This window comes from Streptomyces sp. A01 (genome assembly GCF_059026195.1).
The window spans coordinates 47,311-63,919 of record NZ_JBWLKN010000032.1 but is presented as its reverse complement, the minus strand read 5'-3'; the positions used below and the strand labels follow the sequence as shown (position 1 = coordinate 63,919).

Here is a 16,609-nt window from a genome sequence, read left to right as displayed (position 1 = left end):
GGAGACTGATCCCGGCCGGACCGCACGGGTCCTGTGGCGGCGGCGCCGGCCGTTGGGGCGGCCGACGCCGCCGAAGCCCGGCACGCCTCCGCCGCCGCGGATGACGACCCGTCACCCGCGCGGCGGCGGTAGCCGGGTGGCGGCGGCGCGCGCGTGGTGGGCTGGCAAGGTGCCCACCGATCACACAACGTCACACGACCACAGAACGCCGCAGCCTTCCGTCCTGCCGTACGAGGTGCGCCGCGTCGCCGCCTGGTGCGGGGCGCTGCTGCTCATGGCCGCCGTGGCGGGCGTGGCCATCTGGCTGATCGTCGCCCTGAAGGCGGCGGTCACACCCGTACTGCTGGCACTGCTCGGCTCGGCCCTGCTGGGCCCGCTGTACCGGTGGCTGGTGCGCAGGGGCCTGAACACCTCACTGGCCGCCGGGCTGACCTGCGCGGTGCTGCTCGCGGTCGTCGGCGGGGCGGGCTACATCGTCGTGAACGCCCTCGTCGACACCGGCGACCAGATCATCTCCTCGGTCAAGGCCGCCGCGAAGGACCTGTCCACGCACTTCCACATCGCGGGCAACTCCCTCGACGACATGGCGTCCAACGCCAAGGAACTGGCGGGCAAGTTCGGCGGTACGGCGGCCACCGGGCTGCTGTCCGGCATCAGCGTCGTCGGGCAGATGATCGGCGCGGCCGTCCTCGCGCTGCTGCTCACCTTCTTCTTCCTGCGCGACGCCGACCGCGCGATGGGCGCTCTGCGCGCGTACGCGCCCGGCGACAGCGCCCCCCGGCTCGAAGCCATGGCCCGGCGCGCGTTCCAGGCCGTGGAGGGCTTCATGCGCGGTACGACCGTCATCGCCCTCATCGACGCCGTCTGCATCACCATCGGGCTGCTGGTCCTGGGGGTACCGGGAGCGTGGGGCCTGGGCGCGCTGGTCTTCGTGGGGGCGTACATCCCCTACCTCGGGGCGTTCCTCTCCGGCGCCATCGCCGTGCTGGTCGCCTTCGCCGACCGGGGCCTGGCGATCGCCTTGTGGGCGCTGGGTGTGGTGCTCGCCGTGCAGGTGCTTGAGGGGCATGTGCTCCAGCCGGTGGTGCAGAGCCGTACCGTCCAGATGCACCCCGCCGTCGTCATGCTGGCCATCACCGCCGGGGCGAGCCTGGCGGGCATCCTCGGCATGCTGCTGGCCGTGCCGATCACGGCTGCCGCCTTCGGGGTGGTCGCCGACCTGCGGGACCACTACGGGCAGCGCGCCCCCTACGGGAGCGGCGGCGAGGTCGCCGAGGCCCCGGGCTCGGGCGCCTCGGGGTCGGACGCGCCGGGATCGGGCGCCTCGGGACCTGGCGGCTCGGACCCCCGCACCGGGCCCGGCGCGGCACCCTGAGGTGTCCTCGCCCGCACGCGGTGTGCGGCACCGGCCTCCCCTTCACCCTCCGCCAGCAGCCCCTCCGCCAGGAGGCCGGTCGCCTCCCGGCCCGCCGCGGACGGCCGCTCCCCCTCGGGCGGCAGCTCGTGCAGCTCGAACCAGGTGGACTTGCCCTCCCCGCGCGGGTCCACGCCCCAGGAGCTGGCCAGGATCTCCATCAGCAGCAGCCCGCGCCCGGAGGACGCCAGCTCGCCGGGCCTGCGGCGGTGCGGCAGCTCGTCGCTGGCGTCGGCGACGTCAAGCCGCAGCTTGCGCTTCCCCGGCTGCCCGCTGATCTCGGCGATCGCCAGCGCGTCGCCATCGGTGTGCACCAGCACATTGGTGATCATCTCGGAGAGCATCAGGACCGCCGACTCGACCTGGTCCTGCGACGCCCAGTCGTGCAGCATCTGCCGCAGCTGCTGCCGCGCCGCGGCGATGCGCTCCGGCTCGGCCTGCGCGACGGTGACGGCGGTGCGCCGCTTGCGGCGGCCTGCCTCGTCCTCGGCGGCGCCGAGACCGCGCGAGATCAGGACGAGCGCGATGTCGTCCTCGCGCCGGTCGGCGAGCGGGCCCGTCGTGTAGTGCGAGGGCGGCCCGTGGACGGCCTGCACCAGGCCGTCGGCGAGCGCGTCGAGGTCCCCCTGGCTGCGCGGTCCGCGCGGCTCGCGCTTCGCTCCCGCACCGTCGATACCGGCCGTCCCGTCGATACCGGCCGCACCGGCTGCGCCCGGCTGCGCCCTCACTCCCCCTGCCGTCCCCGCTGTCTCCTCCGTCCCTGCTGCTTCTGTCCCCGTCGGCCGGGCCCATGGGGCCGTACGTGCGGCTGCTGCCGCTGCTGCTTCTGCTTCCCGTCCCGGTTCCGCTCGCGGCCGCTTGGCCCGCGTCCTGTCCTCGTACGACGCGTGGGCGTGCTCGGCGAAGATCGTGCGGATGCGCTCCCAGCCGGTCTCCAGATCGTGGCCGCCGGTCTCGATCAGCCCGTCCGTGCACACCAGCAGCGTTTCGTCCGGCTCCAGGGTGAGCCGGGTCGTCGGGTAATCGGCGTCGGGGACGATGCCCAGCGGCAGGCCGCCCGCCGTCGGCCTGACCATCACCGTGCCGTCGCTGAGCGCGATGGCCAGGTCCGGATGGCCCGCGCGCGCCACGTCGAGAGTGCCGGTCGCCGGGTTCACCTCCATATACAGGCAGGTGGCGAAGCGTGGGTCGGCGTCCTCCTCGCTGTCCCTGTCGGTGCCGTCGGTGAGCCCGGCGAAGAAGCGGGAGGCGCGGGAGAGCACCGCGTCCGGGTGGTGGCCCTCGGTGGCGTACGCGCGAAGGGCGATCCGCAGCTGCCCCATGAGCCCGGCGGCGCGCACATCGTGGCCCTGGACGTCGCCGATGACCAGCGCCGTACGGCCGGAGGGCAGCGGGATCACGTCGTACCAGTCGCCGCCGATCTGGAGTCCGCCGCCGGTCGGCACGTACCGCGCGGCGACCGTGAGGCCCGGGATCTCCGGCTTGCTCGCGGGCAGCATGGTGCGCTGGAGGCCGTTGGTCAGCTCGCGTTCGGTGTCGTGGAGATGCGCCCGGGACAGCGCCTGCGCGAACATCCGGGCGATGGTGGTGAGCACCGACCGCTCGTCGGGGGTGAAGGAGACCGGCTGGGCGAACGCCGCGAGCCAGGCGCCTATCGTGCGGCCCGCGACGATCAGCGGCAGGAAGGCCCACGACTGGCGGCCGAAGGGCTGGGTGAGCGGCCAGGCGGCGGGGAAGCGGCGGCGGTACTCCTCGGGGGTGGGGAGGTAGATCGCGCGGCCGGTCCGCACCGCCTCGGCGGCCGGGTAGTCGGTGTCCACCGTCATGTCGAGGAAGGGCTCCTCGTCGCCGTCCTTGTAGCCCTGGTGACCGATGACCACGATCCGGTTGCCCTCGACGCCGAAGACCGCGAGGCCGTCCGGGGTGAAGCCGGGCATCGAGAGACCCGCGGCCACCCGCAGCACCTCGGCGCTCGACTGCGCCTCGGCCAGTGCCCGGCCCGCGTCCAGCAGGAACGCCTCCCGGTTGCGCCGCCAGTCGCCGGTGATCGGGGTGGCCGCCGCGGTGCCGGGCTGGAGGGCGGGCACCTCCTCCAGGGTGCCGATCAGCTCGTAGTGGTCGCCGTGCACGACCGGCCGGGTGCGGCTGCGGACGGTGCGCTGCACGGTGCCCTGCTCGTCCACGACGCGCAGCCGGGCCTCGGCGAGGGTGCCCTCGGCGACGGCGAGGTTCACGATGCCGTTGATCTCGACCCAGTCGACGGGGTGGAAGCGGGCACGGCCGACGGACTCCGGAAGGGTCACGGGCACGGCGGGCAGCCCCAGGAGCCGGGCTGCCTCGGCATCGAGGGTGACGGTCCCCGACGCGTTGTCCCAGCGCCAGAGGCCGGTTCCGATGGTGGCCAGAACTTCCTCGGTGCGCATTGCCCTACTTTATGTGGATTTAAGTCATGGCCACCAGTGCGAGCCCATGACGGTAGGCTGGCACCTTGCCCGCAGTGGCGCTGACGCCTCCCGCTGGCCCACGCCTCCGCTCAGATGACTTGGATGAACGATGCATCGGTACCGGTCCCACACCTGCGGCGAGCTCCGTGCCGCTGATGTCGACGCTGACGTGCGACTGAGTGGCTGGCTGCACAATCGGCGGAACCTGGGCGGCATCCTCTTCATCGACCTGCGTGACCACTACGGCCTGGTGCAGCTCGTCGTACGGCCGGACACGCCCGCCAACGAGGCGCTCAGCTCCATCACCAAGGAGACCGTCGTCCGGATCGACGGCAAGGTCCTGGCCCGTGGCGCGGACAACGTGAACCCCGACCTGCCCACCGGCGAGGTCGAGGTCGAGGTCACCGACGTGGAGGTGCTCGGCGCCGCCGAGCCGCTGCCCTTCACCGTCTACCCCGAGGACGGCGTGAACGAGGAGCGGCGCCTTGAGTACCGCTTCCTCGACCTGCGCCGCGAGCGCATGCACCGCAACATCATGCTGCGCTCGGCGGTCATCTCCTCGCTGCGCTCCAAGATGACGGCGCTCGGCTTCAACGAGCTGGCGACGCCGATCCTGTCCGCGACCTCACCGGAGGGCGCGCGTGACTTCCTCGTGCCCTCCCGGCTGCACGCGGGCAGGTTCTACGCGCTGCCGCAGGCCCCGCAGCAGTTCAAGCAGCTGCTGATGATCGCGGGCTTCGACCGCTACTTCCAGATCGCGCCCTGCTTCCGCGACGAGGACGCCCGCGCCGACCGCTCGCCGGGCGAGTTCTACCAGCTCGACGTCGAGATGAGCTTCGTCGAGCAGGAGGACGTCTTCCAGGTCATCGAGAAGGTGATGACCGACCTGTTCACCGAGCTGGGCGGCGACCGCGAGGTCACCTCGCCGTTCCCGCGCATCCCGTTCCGCGAGGCGATGCTGAAGTACGGCTCCGACAAGCCGGACCTGCGCGCCCGGCTGGAGCTCGTGGACGTCTCCCAGGTGTTCGCGGGCTCGGGCTTCAAGGCGTTCGCCGACAAGCACGTGCGGGCGCTGGCCGTGCCGGACACCGGTGACCAGCCGCGCAAGTTCTTCGACCAGCTCGGTGAGTACGCCGTCGAGCAGGGCGCCAAGGGCCTGGCCTGGGTCCGTATCGGTGAGGACGGCAAGCTCACAGGTCCGATCGCCAAGTTCCTCACCGAGGAAGACGTCACCAAGCTGGTCGCCGAGGTCGGCGGCAAGGCGGGCACGGCGGTCTTCTTCGGCGCCGGGGAGTTCGACGAGGTTTCCAAGATCATGGGCGCGGTCCGGGTCGAGGCCGCCAAGCGCGCCGGGCACTTCGAGGACAACGTCTTCCGGTTCTGCTGGATCGTCGACTTCCCGATGTTCGAGAAGAACGAGGACACCGGCGAGATCGAGTTCTCCCACAACCCGTTCTCCATGCCGCAGGGCGGCCTTGAGGCGCTGCGCACCAAGGACCCGCTGGACGTCCTGGCCTGGCAGTACGACATCGTCTGCAACGGCACCGAGCTGTCCTCCGGCGCCATCAGGAACCACGAACCCGATCTGATGTTCGAGGCCTTCGGCATCGCCGGTTACTCCAAGGAGGAAGTGGAGCGCGAGTTCGGCGGCATGCTCCGCGCCTTCCAGTTCGGTGCCCCGCCGCACGGCGGCATCGCCCCCGGCGTGGACCGCATCGTGATGCTCCTCGCCGACGAGCCCAACATCCGCGAGACCATCGCCTTCCCGCTCAACGGCAACGCGCAGGACCTGCTGATGGGCGCCCCCAGCGAGGTGGACGACAAGCGGCTGCGCGAGCTGCACCTGTCGCTGCGCAAGCCGCAGGCCAAGCCCGCCAAGTAGACCGTCCGCACCGCGTCTCGCGCCCTCCCGGCGCGCGTCACGCGGCAGGCCCGGCCCCGTGCGCGAGCACCGGGACAGCGCCGGAACAGCGGCGAGAACGCCCCGGAAGCCACTGGCTTCCGGGGCGTCGCGCGTCGTAGGGCCGTGGTCGCTGTACGGGCTGCTGTCGGTGTACGCGCTGTGGTTGCGGCACGCGCTGCTGGCGCCGTAGTCGCTGCCGTACGCGCTGGTGCTCAGGCGCGGTCCGCGCCTGCCGGGCCGGGCCGTCGGCGCGCGCATGGCGCTCTTCGCGCCACCGGGGCCGGGCGATCGCGCCATGTCTGCTATTTCGCGCCACGGGCCCTTTGTGGCACGCCTGCCGCACATGGCACGTTGGGCAAGTGGGGGACCCCGCCCCGTCACCGCTGCCCCGTCACCACCGCCCCGTCCCGCCCCGCCTCCGGAGCCCCGGACTCCGTAGCCTCGAAGAGAGAGCTGAACATGTCGCCGTACCGCGTGTTAGCCCGCGATGTCGCGGCCGCCCTGCTGCTGCTCGGCACGCTCGCCGCGTGCGGCGGCTCCGCGGACGGCGGCCGGAGGACGGACTCGGCGGACACATCGGCCAAGGAGGTGCCGAACGGCGGCCGCGCCGGCAGAGCGGCGTCCACGGGGCTGCCCGGCCAACTGCCTGACCTCGGCCCGCGGACGCTGGCCAAGGTACCGGAGGAGACACGCCAGGCGCTGGTGGTGACCGGGGCGGGACGGGACTCCGCGCGCTCGGTCGCCGTGTTGTACGAGCGCATGGACGACGGGTGGGAGGCCGGGCCGAGTTGGCCCGCGCACAACGCGCGGCGCGGCTGGACCGAGGAGCACCAGGTCGGCGATCTGCGCTCACCGATCGGCGTCTACGCGCTGACCGACGCGGGCGGGTCGCTCGCCAACCCCGGCGGCAAGCTCCCGTACGAGCGCTCCAGTGGCTTCACCGCCGTCGGGAGGGGCTTCGAAGGTGAGCCTCTTGAGGGCTCCTTCGACTACGTCATAGCGATCAACTACAACCGGGTGGCGGGCACTTCCCCGCTCGACTGGACACGGCCGATGGGCCGGCAGCGGGGCGGGGGCATCTGGGTGCACGTGGACCACGGCGGCCCCACGCAGGGCTGCGTCAGCCTCTCCGAGCGGCACGTGAAGGACCTGCTGCGCGCCCTCGACCCGGCACGGCACCCGGTCATCGTGATGGGCGACGAGGCGTCGCTGGCCCGGTAGCCGCAGGTGGCCGCGGGCGGCCGCGGGCGGCCCGCTCAGCGTGGAGGTGCGAGGAAGCCCTCGGTCACACGGCGGACCTTGTCCACGGCGCCGTGGTCGCCGAGGCGCAGGGCGATGTTCGCCGCGGTGAGCACCGCGTCGATCTGGAAGGCCGCGAGCTCGACATCCACCTCGCCGATCTCCCCGGCGTGGACGGCGGTGAGCAGTTCGCCGCTGAGGACACCGAGCCAGTCCCTGTGGTGGCCGAACAGCGCGTCACGCACCGTGCCGGGGCGGCTGTCGAAGGCGGCGAGGTTCGCCACCCAGAAGCAGCCGCCGGGGAACAACGGTGCCTCGGCGTAGGCGATCCAGCCCTCGACCAGGGCGCGGAGCCGGGCGGTGCCGCGAGGGGCGGACGACGCGGGGGCGACGACCGCGTCGAGGAACGCCTCGCGCGCGGCGTTGGCGGCGGCGACCTGCAGGGTCTCCTTCGTCCCGAACAGCGTCTGGACACCGCCCTTGCTGAGCCCGAGGTCGGTGGCGAGGCGGCCGATGCTGAGCCCGCCCAGCCCCTCCAGCGAGGCCACGTCGGCGGCGTGGCGGGCGATCGTCTGCCTGGCCCGCGCGCCGCGCAGGAGGCGCCGGTCGGTGATCCCCGCGCCCGCGCCCGCGCCGGTGCCCAGCCGCCCCGCCCGCCCGCTCTCGTTTCCCTCCAGCTCGCTCACGTGGCCATCTTGCCACGCCCTTGCATTAAACGTACGACCGGTCGTATGTTTTGTCTCATGACAACTGCGGCACCCTCGCTCACCGAAGAGTCCGACCCCTTCTGCCTGTCAGCGGCGGCTGCCGCGAAGCTCCTTGCCGGCGCGCCCTGGCGCCGGTTCATGGTGATGGGCGACAGCCTCTCGGCGGGGACGGGAGACCCGAGCCCCGGCTACGGCCCGCTGGGCTGGGCCGATCGTGTCGCCGACGCGCTGTGCCGGGTGCGCCCCGAGCTGGCCTACCTGAACACCGGGGAGACCGGGGCGACGACCGCCAGGACACTGGCGACGCAGACGGACCGGATGCTCGCGTACGGCCCCGACCTGGTCCATGTGCCGTGCGGCGCGAACGACATGTTCCACCCGGAGCCCGACTTCGCGGCGATCGAACGGACGCTACGGCGCGTGTTCGCACTCGCGGCGGGTACCGGCGCCCAGCTGACGACCTTCACACTGGGCAGGGCCTTCGTGGTGCCGAAGTTCCCGGACTGGCCGGACAGGGTGCGCAGGCTCAACGCCATCACCCGCGCACTCGCCGCGGAACACCGTGCCGTGCTTGTCGACATGTGGGACCACCCGGTCAATTCCCGGCCGCACCTGCTGAGCGCCGACCGCGTCCACTTCTCCACCCAGGGCCAGGCCGTGATGGCCGCCGAGGTCGTGAAGGCACTCGCCGCCGTACTCCGAGGGACCGGCAGCGCACCGTCGGCGTGAACGGATTCGTGCGCGGATTCACGCGCGGAGTCGTGCGCTGTTCCTGCTCGGAGCGTGATCGGCGAGACGGAACGGTCGGGGAGGCGGCGTGGCCGGAGAGAGCAGGAACTAGTCCCGCCGGGGCCGTTCGCCGTGGGCGAGCAGCGTCCTGATCCGGTCGGGCGGCAGCACGCCGTCTCCGCGTGCCGTGCGGCGTATGGCACGCAGCAGCCGCTTCCGGGTGGCCTGGTGCCGCCAGAGCACGGCTCGTACACCGTACTCAAGGATCGTCATCAGGTCGTTCTCCGGCAGCTCGTCCGCTATCACGACGACCCGCCGCTGCCCGCCGCGCACCAGTCGGCGCAACTCCGCCCCGGCCAGGTCGTCGAACTGCCCGGCGAGCAGCACCGCCACCGCGACGCTGCCCGGCGGCCCCGCGGTCGCCGGGCGTGGGCGGTCGAGCAGTTCGACGCTGGGATGGTCCTTCAGGTGACGCACCACCCCGGCCCGTGAGAGGGGGTCGGTGCCATGCACCGTCACGGTCACTTGTTGGTCAGGCACTGCTTCCTCGTTTTCCCCGTGTTCCTACCTCTCACAGGGTGGGCGCATGGCCTAAACGATCGGTTGGCGAAAGGTCAACGCCGCCCGCCCGAGGGTGCCCCGCGCGGGGCGACGCGAAAGGCCCCGGTGGGGCGCCGCTGCTCGCGGCGCCCCACCGGGGCCTCGTACGCTTCGGCTCCTGAGAGCCTCCCAAGGGGATCAGCCCTGCTTGGGCTCCTCAAGGCGCGGGAAGAGGATGTCGCCCTTGGTGACGGTGACGCCCGCGGGCAGCGTGCCCCACGTCCCGGTGTCCTGGACGCGCTGGTCGGCGAGCGCCCCCAGGCGCGGCTCAGCGCCGAGCGACGCCCACAGCTTCTCGCAGGTGGCGGGCATCACCGAGTGGAGCAGCACCGCGGTCGCGCGCAGCGACTCCGCGGCGGTGTAGAGGATCGTCGCGAGCCGGGCCTGGCCCTCCGGGGAGGTGTCCTTGGCGACCTTCCAGGGCTCCTGCTCGGTCAGGTAGCCGTTGACCTGCTTGACGAACTCGAAGATGGCCGCGATGCCGCCGGAGAAGTCGAGCTCCTCGCCGATCTTCCGGTCGGCCTCGGCGACCGCCCTGGCGAGACCGTCGGCGACCGCTTGCTCGGCGGCACTGTGCGCGGTCGCCTCGGGCAGCGTGCCGCCGAAGTACTTGCCGACCATGGCGGCCACGCGCGAGGCGAGGTTGCCGAAGTCGTTGGCCAGCTCGCTGGTGTAGCGGGCGCTGAAGTCCTCCCACGAGAACGAGCCGTCCTGGCCGAAGGCGATGGCCCGCAGGAAGTACCAGCGGTAGGCGTCCACGCCGAAGTGCTTGGTGAGCTGCTGCGGGGAGATGCCCGTCAGGTTGGACTTGCTCATCTTCTCGCCGCCGACCATCAGCCAGCCGTTGGCCGCGATCTTGCCGGGCAGCGGCAGGCCGTTCGCCATCAGCATCGCGGGCCAGATCACCGCGTGGAAACGCAGGATGTCCTTGCCGACGAGGTGCACGCTCGCGGGCCAGGTCTCCTCGAACTTCGCCTGGTCGGAGCCGTAGCCCACGGCCGTCGCGTAGTTCAGGAGCGCGTCCACCCACACGTAGATGACGTGCTTCTTGTCCCACGGCACCGGCACGCCCCAGTCGAACGTCGACCGGGAGATGGACAGGTCCTGCAGGCCCTGCTTGACGAAGTTCACGACCTCGTTGCGGGCCGACTCGGGCTGGATGAAGTCCGGGTTCTGCTCGTAGTGCGCGAGAAGCCTGGGGCCGTATTCGGAGAGCTTGAAGAAGTAGTTCTCCTCCTTCAGCATCTCCACGGGCTTCTTGTGGACCGGGCAGAGCTTCTGTCCGGCGAAGTCACCCTCGCCGTCCAGCAGGTCACCGGGGGTCTTGTACTCCTCGCAGCCCACGCAGTACGGACCCTCGTACCCGCCCTGGTAGATCTCGCCCTTGTCGTACAGGTCCTGCACGAACTCCTGGACGCGGTCGGTGTGCCGCTTCTGCGTGGTGCGGATGAAGTCGTCGTTGGCGATCTCCAGGTGCTCCCAGAGAGGCTTCCACGCCTCCTCCACGAGCTTGTCGCACCACTCCTGCGGAGTGACCCCGTTCGCCTCGGCAGTGCGCATGATCTTCTGACCGTGCTCGTCCGTGCCGGTGAGGTACCACACCTTCTCGCCGCGCTGACGGTGCCAGCGGGTGAGCACGTCGCCTGCGACGGTCGTATAGGCGTGGCCCAGGTGCGGAGCGTCGTTGACGTAGTAGATGGGGGTCGAGACGTAGTACGCCTTCGCCCCGCGCTGCTCGTTTCCAGTGGCCGCCATGGTCGAAATCCTAACGGCCCGGGCGAGCCGCTCCCGACCCTTTTACCCACGGTGAGGGTCGGTGACGGGCGGCTCACGGCCGGGCCGGGAGGGTGGCGCGCCGTTCGGACAGCGTTCTCGTGACGGTCCGGACGGCGCGCCCGGACATCAGTCCAGCAGGCCCGCCTGACGCGCCTCGATCAGCCACTCGGGGAACTCGACCATCAGCTGCTCGTACAGCTCGGAGTCGGAGAGCAGCCGGGGCTCAAGACCGGCATGGAAGAAGCCCGCGTTGTCGACCTCGCGCTTCTCCGGGACGGCCAGGTCGTCCAGCTTGCGGAGGAAGTCGAATCCCTTGGACTCCGGGTCCCCGAAGCCCACGAACTGCCAGAAGATCGGCAGTCGCGCGGCCTCGCACAGCGCCCGCTCGGCGGCGGGCTTGCTCGTGGGCGCCCCGTCCGTCTGGAAGATCACGAACGCCGGGTCGGTGGAGCCGGAGCTCTTGTAGTGCTTGACGACCGCCTCGATGGCCCAGTGGTAGTTCGTACGCCCCATATGGCCGAGCGAGGCGTGCGCCTCCTCGATGCGGCCCGCGTATCCGGCGAGGTCGATCTCGGCGGTGCCGTCCACGTCGGTGGAGAAGAAGATGACGGGCACGACACCGTCGTCATCGAGGTTCGCCGACAGCCCGAGCGCCTGCTCGGCGAGGTGCTGGACGGTGCCGTCCTTGTAGTAGCGGCGCATCGACCCCGACCGGTCGAGTACGAGGTAGACGGCGGCACGCCGACCGCTCAGCCCCTGCTTCTCGACGGCGGCGGAAGCGGCCTTGTAGAGGCTGACCAGACCCGGGGCCTGGCTCTCCACCTTGTCGAGCGAGATGGCCGCGCCGGAGGCGACCGGCTTTGGCTCCGCCGCGACGGCGGGCGCGGTGTCGGCCACCGGCTCCGGCTCGGAAGCCGGTCCCGGAATGGTCACCGGCTCTGTCCCGGGCGCGGCCGTGGTCTCGGCGGCCGGTTCGGCGGCCCGTTCGACGTCCGGTTCGGCGACCGCGACCGCGACCGCGACCGCGGTTGCGGGCTCGGCGGCGGCCACCGGCTGCGGTTCGCGCGTCGGTTCGGCGGCGGCGGTCCGTACCGGCTCGGCCACGGGCTCAGCCGCGAACTCGGCGACCGGCTCACTGACCGGTTCCGGCGCGGTCTGCACGACCGGCTTGGAAGCAGGCTCGGTCACCGGCTCACGCACCGGCGCGTGCTCCGACTCCCATACGCCCTCCGCTGCTTCGGACGCCACTCCGGACCGCTCGGTGGCGGGCCCGGCGACGTGCTCGGCCGTGCGCTCGGCCGTGTGCTCGGGAGTGGTCGCGGGCGGCTGAGCCGTTGTGCTCTCCTCGGACGTCGTCCGTGAACGCCCGAAAACGTTGCGCAGCAGGTCCCGTATGCCCATGGAAGAAACCCCTCACCTTTCACGTGCGATGCATGTCCGTGGTACCGAAATCGCCGGAGTGTGCCGGAACGCGCATGCCGGGCCGGACACGTAAGGCTAGCGGGCCCTTCGCGCGCGCTGAACGGGGCGCGCGGAGGGTCGCACGAAGGGCGGAGTGCGGTCGGGCCATGACTTCACCGTAAGTAACGACGGACGTGCGTCGTTCACCGCCGATTCACCCGTACGTCGCCGCCGCGCGGCTCGGCGCCCATAGCTTCACGGCGGATGGATTCCGACATCGTGTCGGCGCGGGCCGCGCCGGTAGACCCAAGTGAAGGGGAAGACGTGCGCAAGCTCCTGCCACTGATCAGCTCGCACCCAGGCGGTCGTTCCGCGCTGACCTGCCGGTACCGCTGCGGTGACGCCTGCTTCCACGCGGTGCCCAACACCAGCGGCAACGCGTACGTCGGCGATGTGATCGCCGGCGCCCTCTCGCGCCGCAACGTGCTGCGCGCCGGCGCCGTCGTCTCCGTGGCCGCCGCTACGGGCGCGGTGGCCGGACTCGGCCAGGCGCCGCAGGCAGCCGCCGCGCCGGCCGTCGCCGCGCACGGTGGCAAGGGGCACAGCAAGGCGCACGGGACGGGCAAGGCGGCGCGCGGACTCCGGTTCGAGCCCGTCGCGCCCAACACCAAGGACACCGTCGTCATCCCCGACGGGTACGAGCAGAACATCGTGATCCGGTGGGGCGAGCCGATCCTCCGCGGCGCGCCCGACTTCGACGCGACCGGCCAGAACGCGAAGGCCCAGGCCAAGCAGTTCGGCTACAACTGCGACTACATGGCCGTACTCGACGTACCGCACGAGCGGCACCGGCAGCTGCTCGTGGTGAACCACGAGTACACCGACGAGGTGCTGATGTTCGCCGGGTACGACGCGGACAACCCGACCCGCGAGCAGGTCGAGATCGGCATCGCCGCGCACGGCCTCTCCGTCGTCGTGGCCGCCGAGGACCGCGGGTCCGGCAAGCTGACCGCGCTCCGGAGGCACCACCTCAACCGCCGTATCACCGGCTCGACGCCGTTCGACGTGACCGGCCCCGCCGCGGGCAGCGCCTTCCTGCGCACGTCCGCCGACCCCAGGGGCAAGCGCGTCCTCGGCACGCTCAACAACTGCGGCGGCGGCATCACCCCGTGGGGCACCGTGCTCTCCGGGGAGGAGAACTTCGACCAGTACTTCGCGAACGGCGACAAGGTCACCGACGCGAAGACCAAGGAGCGCTACGCCCGGTACGGCATCGACGGCGAGGCGTCCGAGCGCAAGTGGGAGCGTTTCGACAAGCGCTTCGACACGCTGGAGGAGCCCAACGAGCCCAACCGCTTCGGCTGGGTCGTCGAGATCGACCCGTACGACCCGGACTCCACCCCGCGCAAGCTGACCGCGCTCGGCCGGTTCAAGCACGAGGCGGCCGAGCCCCGGCTGACCGACGACGGCCGCCCGGTGCTGTACATGGGCGACGACGAACGGTTCGACTACTTCTACAAGTTCGTCTCCTCGAAGGCGATGAAGAAGGGCAGCAGCCGCGCCGCCCGCGAGCACAACCGGACGCTGCTGGACGAGGGCACCCTCTACGTCGCGAAGTTCACCGGGGACAGCCCGGCGAAGGAGATCGACGGCTCGGGGAAGCTGCCGGAGGACGGCGAGTTCGACGGCGGCGGCGAGTGGATTCCGCTGGCCACGGGGAAGACCTCGCACGTCGACGGCATGACCGCCGAGGAGGTGTACGTCTTCACGCGCATCGCCGCCGACAAGGTGGGCGCCACGAAGATGGACCGCCCCGAGGACGTCGAGCCGAGCCCGCGCACCGGGCGCGTCTACATCGCGCTCACCAACAACAAGGACCGGGGCGCCAAGGGCAAGGCGGCCGCCGACGAGGCGAACCCGCGCAACAACAACAAGCACGGCCAGATCCTTGAGCTGGCGGAGCACTGGGACGACCCGGCCGCCGACCGCTTCACCTGGCGGCTGTTCCTGGTGTGCGGCGACCCGGAGGACCCGAACACCTACTTCGGCGGCTTCCCCAAGGACCAGGTCAGCCCGATCTCCTGCCCGGACAACATCACGTTCGACCAGCACGGCAACCTGTGGATCTCCACCGACGGCAACGCCCTCGGCAACCACGACGGCCTGTTCGGCGTCGCGACGGCGGGCAAGCGGCGCGGCGAGGTCAAGCAGTTCCTGACCGTCCCGAACGGCGCGGAGACCTGCGGCCCGATCGTCCAGGAGCAGCGCGTGCTGGTCGCTGTGCAGCACCCGGGCGAGCTGGACGGCGCTTCGGTCGAAAAGCCCAAGTCGACCTGGCCGGACGGCCCCGGCAAGCTGGTGCGTCCCTCGGTCATCAGCGTGTGGCGCCGTGACGGCGGCGACATCGGCGCGTAGCGCACCCGCGGGGCGGGCGCTGGCCCCGCTCAGGCACCGCCTCCCCGGGCAGCGGCCCGGGGAGGCGGTGCCGTGTCACCTGACGAAGCCGGCGCACTGGGTGACGGCGGGCCCGCCCTTCTTGAGCTTGTGTTCCTCAACGACCTTGCCGTCGACGAGCATCCGGCAGCCCACGGCGTCGGTCGGCCCGATGGCGCCCACGATGACGTACAGGTAGGTGCCCGCGCTGCCGGTGAACCGCGTGGACCAGCCGGAGGAGACGCCCTTGAGGTCCCTCTTCTCGATGGCGCCGGGCTTGCCACCCGACGTCCCGCCGTTCTTCCCATCGGGTCTGCCACCGAGTTTTCCATCGGAGTTCGCGTCGGGTGTCGCGGAGGGGTCGCCCGCGTCCAGGGTGTAGCTGACGTCGATCTTCGCCTTCCCCGGCCCCGTACCGACCCCGGTCGCCTCGAACACCACCGTGTGCCGCGGCCGCTTCCCGCTGTCCGCGTCGCTGCCGCCCGCGTCGTCACCGGCACATCCCCCAAGGAGGGCCAGCGCCGATGCCACGGCGATCCGCGTGCCGGTGGTGAGTGCGCGCATGGAGTCTCCGTGTTCCTTCCGTTCGCCGCTCGCCCGGAACGGAGTTCGTGTGGCCGCACCTGGAGGGGACCGTACCGGCGAAACTACGGGCAGGGCAACGCACGCTGAAACCGCGTATTCCGGCCGTCCCCAAGCGCGTGCCGCAGCCGCCGATGACCATAAAAGGCGCCGTTTTCCCGACAATTGACCTTGTGATTCGCATGAGTGGGTCCGGCGTAAACTCATGGGTCCGCTAAAAAGGGCACAGTTGGAAGGCGAGAGGCATCCATGTCCGTACCCAGCCCGCTGGGACCGACGTCGCTGAACGGTCGAGGCAGACCGCTGCACAGCCCCTTACCGCTGCTGGACACCACGATGGACCAGCTGCGCACCCTGATCACGGTCAGGGAGACCGGCACGGCCCTCGGCGCCGCCCGGATGCTGGGCCGTGAGCAGTCGAGCGTGCAGAAGCAGCTGGACACGATGAACCGCAATTTCCGCGAACTGTGCGGTGAACCGCTCGTGCTCAAGCAGGGGCGCGGAAAAGATGTGCTGTTCACCCGCACGGGAGAGGCGCTGGTCGAATTGGCGCGCGCCACGCTGGATGAGTGGCTGGACGGAATCCACGATTCCAGGCGGCGGCTCGGTAAGTCACTGGAGGTGGGTACGACCCGTTTTACTCTTGGTTATCTGGCGGGTGCCGGGGAGCGGGTCGCCGAGGAGTTCCAGAGCCGGGGCATCGAGCTGAAGGTCGGCCACGTCAGGACCAGGGACGTGCTGCCCAAGTTGCGGGCCAAAGAGGTGGACCTGGTATGCGGCAGCGTCGTGACGAGGCCGGGCACCGATGACGCCCTCGCGGCCTTCGACGTCATGGAGTGGCGGCGCAGCGGGCTCTCCGTGCTCACCAATCTGCCGGCCAGCCGGCTGCCAGGCCCGACCGTCGTCGCCAGCGAACTGCGGCGGCTGCCCCTCGTGGTGTCCACCAGCGGGCTGATGTCCGGGGTGCTGCATGGGTGGTTCGGCGCCGACTACCGCAACCGCGTGAACGTCGCCGCTGAGATCGACACCGTCAACTACGGCTACGAGCTGCTGCGTTCGGGGCTGCTGGACGGCTGCATGCTGGTCACCACGGGCGTGGGCCAGGCCGCCCACGACCCCAGGACGGCGTACGCACGCGGCCTGCGGGTCGTGGAGCTCGTCAACGACGCCGGGCCACCGGTCGAGGTGCTGCTGGGAGCGTTCACGCGGCGGGGCGAGCGGGACTCGTACGACCACGGGCATCCGCTCAACATCCTCTGGGACGCGCTGACGGCGGAGAGCGACCGCTGGCGCCGCGAGCAGAGCTGGCCGACCACCGGCATGGAGCCCGACCCCTTCGCGCGGCTCAGCGCCTACCACCCCAGCGAAAGCTGAGCCGGGG

12 protein-coding genes and 1 pseudogene are annotated in these 16,609 nt (G+C 71.2%); 7 read left to right on the top strand and 6 right to left on the bottom strand.

Annotation, left to right across the window (positions count from 1 at the left end; all coding sequences use genetic code 11):
• Positions 1–100: 100 nt before the first annotated feature.
• Positions 101–1,339, top strand: a pseudogene (locus tag AC5P1B_RS30765) (AI-2E family transporter); the annotation flags it as partial.
• Here the strand turns inward: AC5P1B_RS30765 and AC5P1B_RS30760 are convergent.
• Entirely contained in the window at positions 1,249–3,837 is a 2,589-nt protein-coding gene (locus tag AC5P1B_RS30760) for an ATP-binding SpoIIE family protein phosphatase (protein ID WP_493891263.1), read from the bottom strand. The pseudogene AC5P1B_RS30765 and the gene AC5P1B_RS30760 sit on opposite strands and share 91 nt — an antisense overlap.
• A gap of 130 nt (positions 3,838–3,967) precedes the next feature.
• Here AC5P1B_RS30760 and aspS point away from each other — a divergent pair, with 130 nt between their 5' ends.
• The 3 genes from aspS (at position 3,968) to AC5P1B_RS30745 (ending at position 6,982) form a co-directional block, all read left to right on the top strand.
• On the top strand, positions 3,968–5,740 hold the full coding sequence (gene aspS, locus AC5P1B_RS30755) for an aspartate--tRNA ligase (RefSeq protein ID WP_493891262.1): 1,773 nt from the start codon (positions 3,968–3,970) through the stop codon (positions 5,738–5,740).
• Positions 5,741–5,798: 58 nt separating this feature from the next.
• The gene (locus AC5P1B_RS30750; RefSeq protein ID WP_493891261.1) at positions 5,799–5,951 is read left to right on the top strand and encodes a hypothetical protein; all 153 of its coding nucleotides are present in this window, start codon (positions 5,799–5,801) and stop codon (positions 5,949–5,951) included.
• A gap of 269 nt (positions 5,952–6,220) precedes the next feature.
• Entirely contained in the window at positions 6,221–6,982 is a 762-nt protein-coding gene (locus AC5P1B_RS30745; protein WP_493891260.1) for a L,D-transpeptidase family protein, read from the top strand.
• 35 nt (positions 6,983–7,017) lie between these two features.
• Here AC5P1B_RS30745 and AC5P1B_RS30740 read toward each other — a convergent pair whose 3' ends face one another.
• Positions 7,018–7,686: a TetR/AcrR family transcriptional regulator gene (locus AC5P1B_RS30740; RefSeq protein WP_493891259.1), complete on the bottom strand. Its 669-nt coding sequence runs from the start codon at positions 7,684–7,686 to the stop codon at positions 7,018–7,020.
• 57 nt (positions 7,687–7,743) lie between these two features.
• On the opposite strand from AC5P1B_RS30740, the gene AC5P1B_RS30735 reads away from it, so the two are divergent.
• On the top strand, positions 7,744–8,436 hold the full coding sequence (locus AC5P1B_RS30735; protein ID WP_493891258.1) for an SGNH/GDSL hydrolase family protein: 693 nt from the start codon (positions 7,744–7,746) through the stop codon (positions 8,434–8,436).
• A gap of 108 nt (positions 8,437–8,544) precedes the next feature.
• On the opposite strand, the gene AC5P1B_RS30730 is transcribed toward AC5P1B_RS30735, so the two are convergent.
• The 3 genes from AC5P1B_RS30730 to AC5P1B_RS30720 all read right to left on the bottom strand — a co-directional run bounded on the left by AC5P1B_RS30730 (position 8,545) and on the right by AC5P1B_RS30720 (position 12,213).
• On the bottom strand, positions 8,545–8,976 hold the full coding sequence (locus AC5P1B_RS30730; RefSeq protein WP_493891257.1) for a DNA-binding response regulator: 432 nt from the start codon (positions 8,974–8,976) through the stop codon (positions 8,545–8,547).
• A 198-nt stretch (positions 8,977–9,174) separates the two neighbouring features.
• Positions 9,175–10,791 (bottom strand): methionine--tRNA ligase, encoded by a 1,617-nt coding sequence (metG, locus tag AC5P1B_RS30725; protein ID WP_493891256.1) that lies wholly within the window; start codon positions 10,789–10,791, stop codon positions 9,175–9,177.
• Between the two features lie 147 nt (positions 10,792–10,938).
• On the bottom strand, positions 10,939–12,213 hold the full coding sequence (locus AC5P1B_RS30720; RefSeq protein WP_493891255.1) for a vWA domain-containing protein: 1,275 nt from the start codon (positions 12,211–12,213) through the stop codon (positions 10,939–10,941).
• Positions 12,214–12,537: 324 nt separating this feature from the next.
• On the opposite strand from AC5P1B_RS30720, the gene AC5P1B_RS30715 reads away from it, so the two are divergent.
• Positions 12,538–14,628: a PhoX family protein gene (locus AC5P1B_RS30715; protein WP_493891254.1), complete on the top strand. Its 2,091-nt coding sequence runs from the start codon at positions 12,538–12,540 to the stop codon at positions 14,626–14,628.
• Positions 14,629–14,703: 75 nt separating this feature from the next.
• Here the strand turns inward: AC5P1B_RS30715 and AC5P1B_RS30710 are convergent, their stop codons facing one another.
• Positions 14,704–15,210, bottom strand: a complete 507-nt coding sequence (locus AC5P1B_RS30710) for an MmpS family transport accessory protein (protein WP_493891253.1) — start codon at positions 15,208–15,210, stop codon at positions 14,704–14,706.
• 354 nt (positions 15,211–15,564) lie between these two features.
• Here AC5P1B_RS30710 and AC5P1B_RS30705 point away from each other — a divergent pair, with 354 nt between their 5' ends.
• Positions 15,565–16,602: a LysR family transcriptional regulator gene (locus AC5P1B_RS30705; protein ID WP_493891280.1), complete on the top strand. Its 1,038-nt coding sequence runs from the start codon at positions 15,565–15,567 to the stop codon at positions 16,600–16,602.
• Positions 16,603–16,609: the final 7 nt, after the last annotated feature.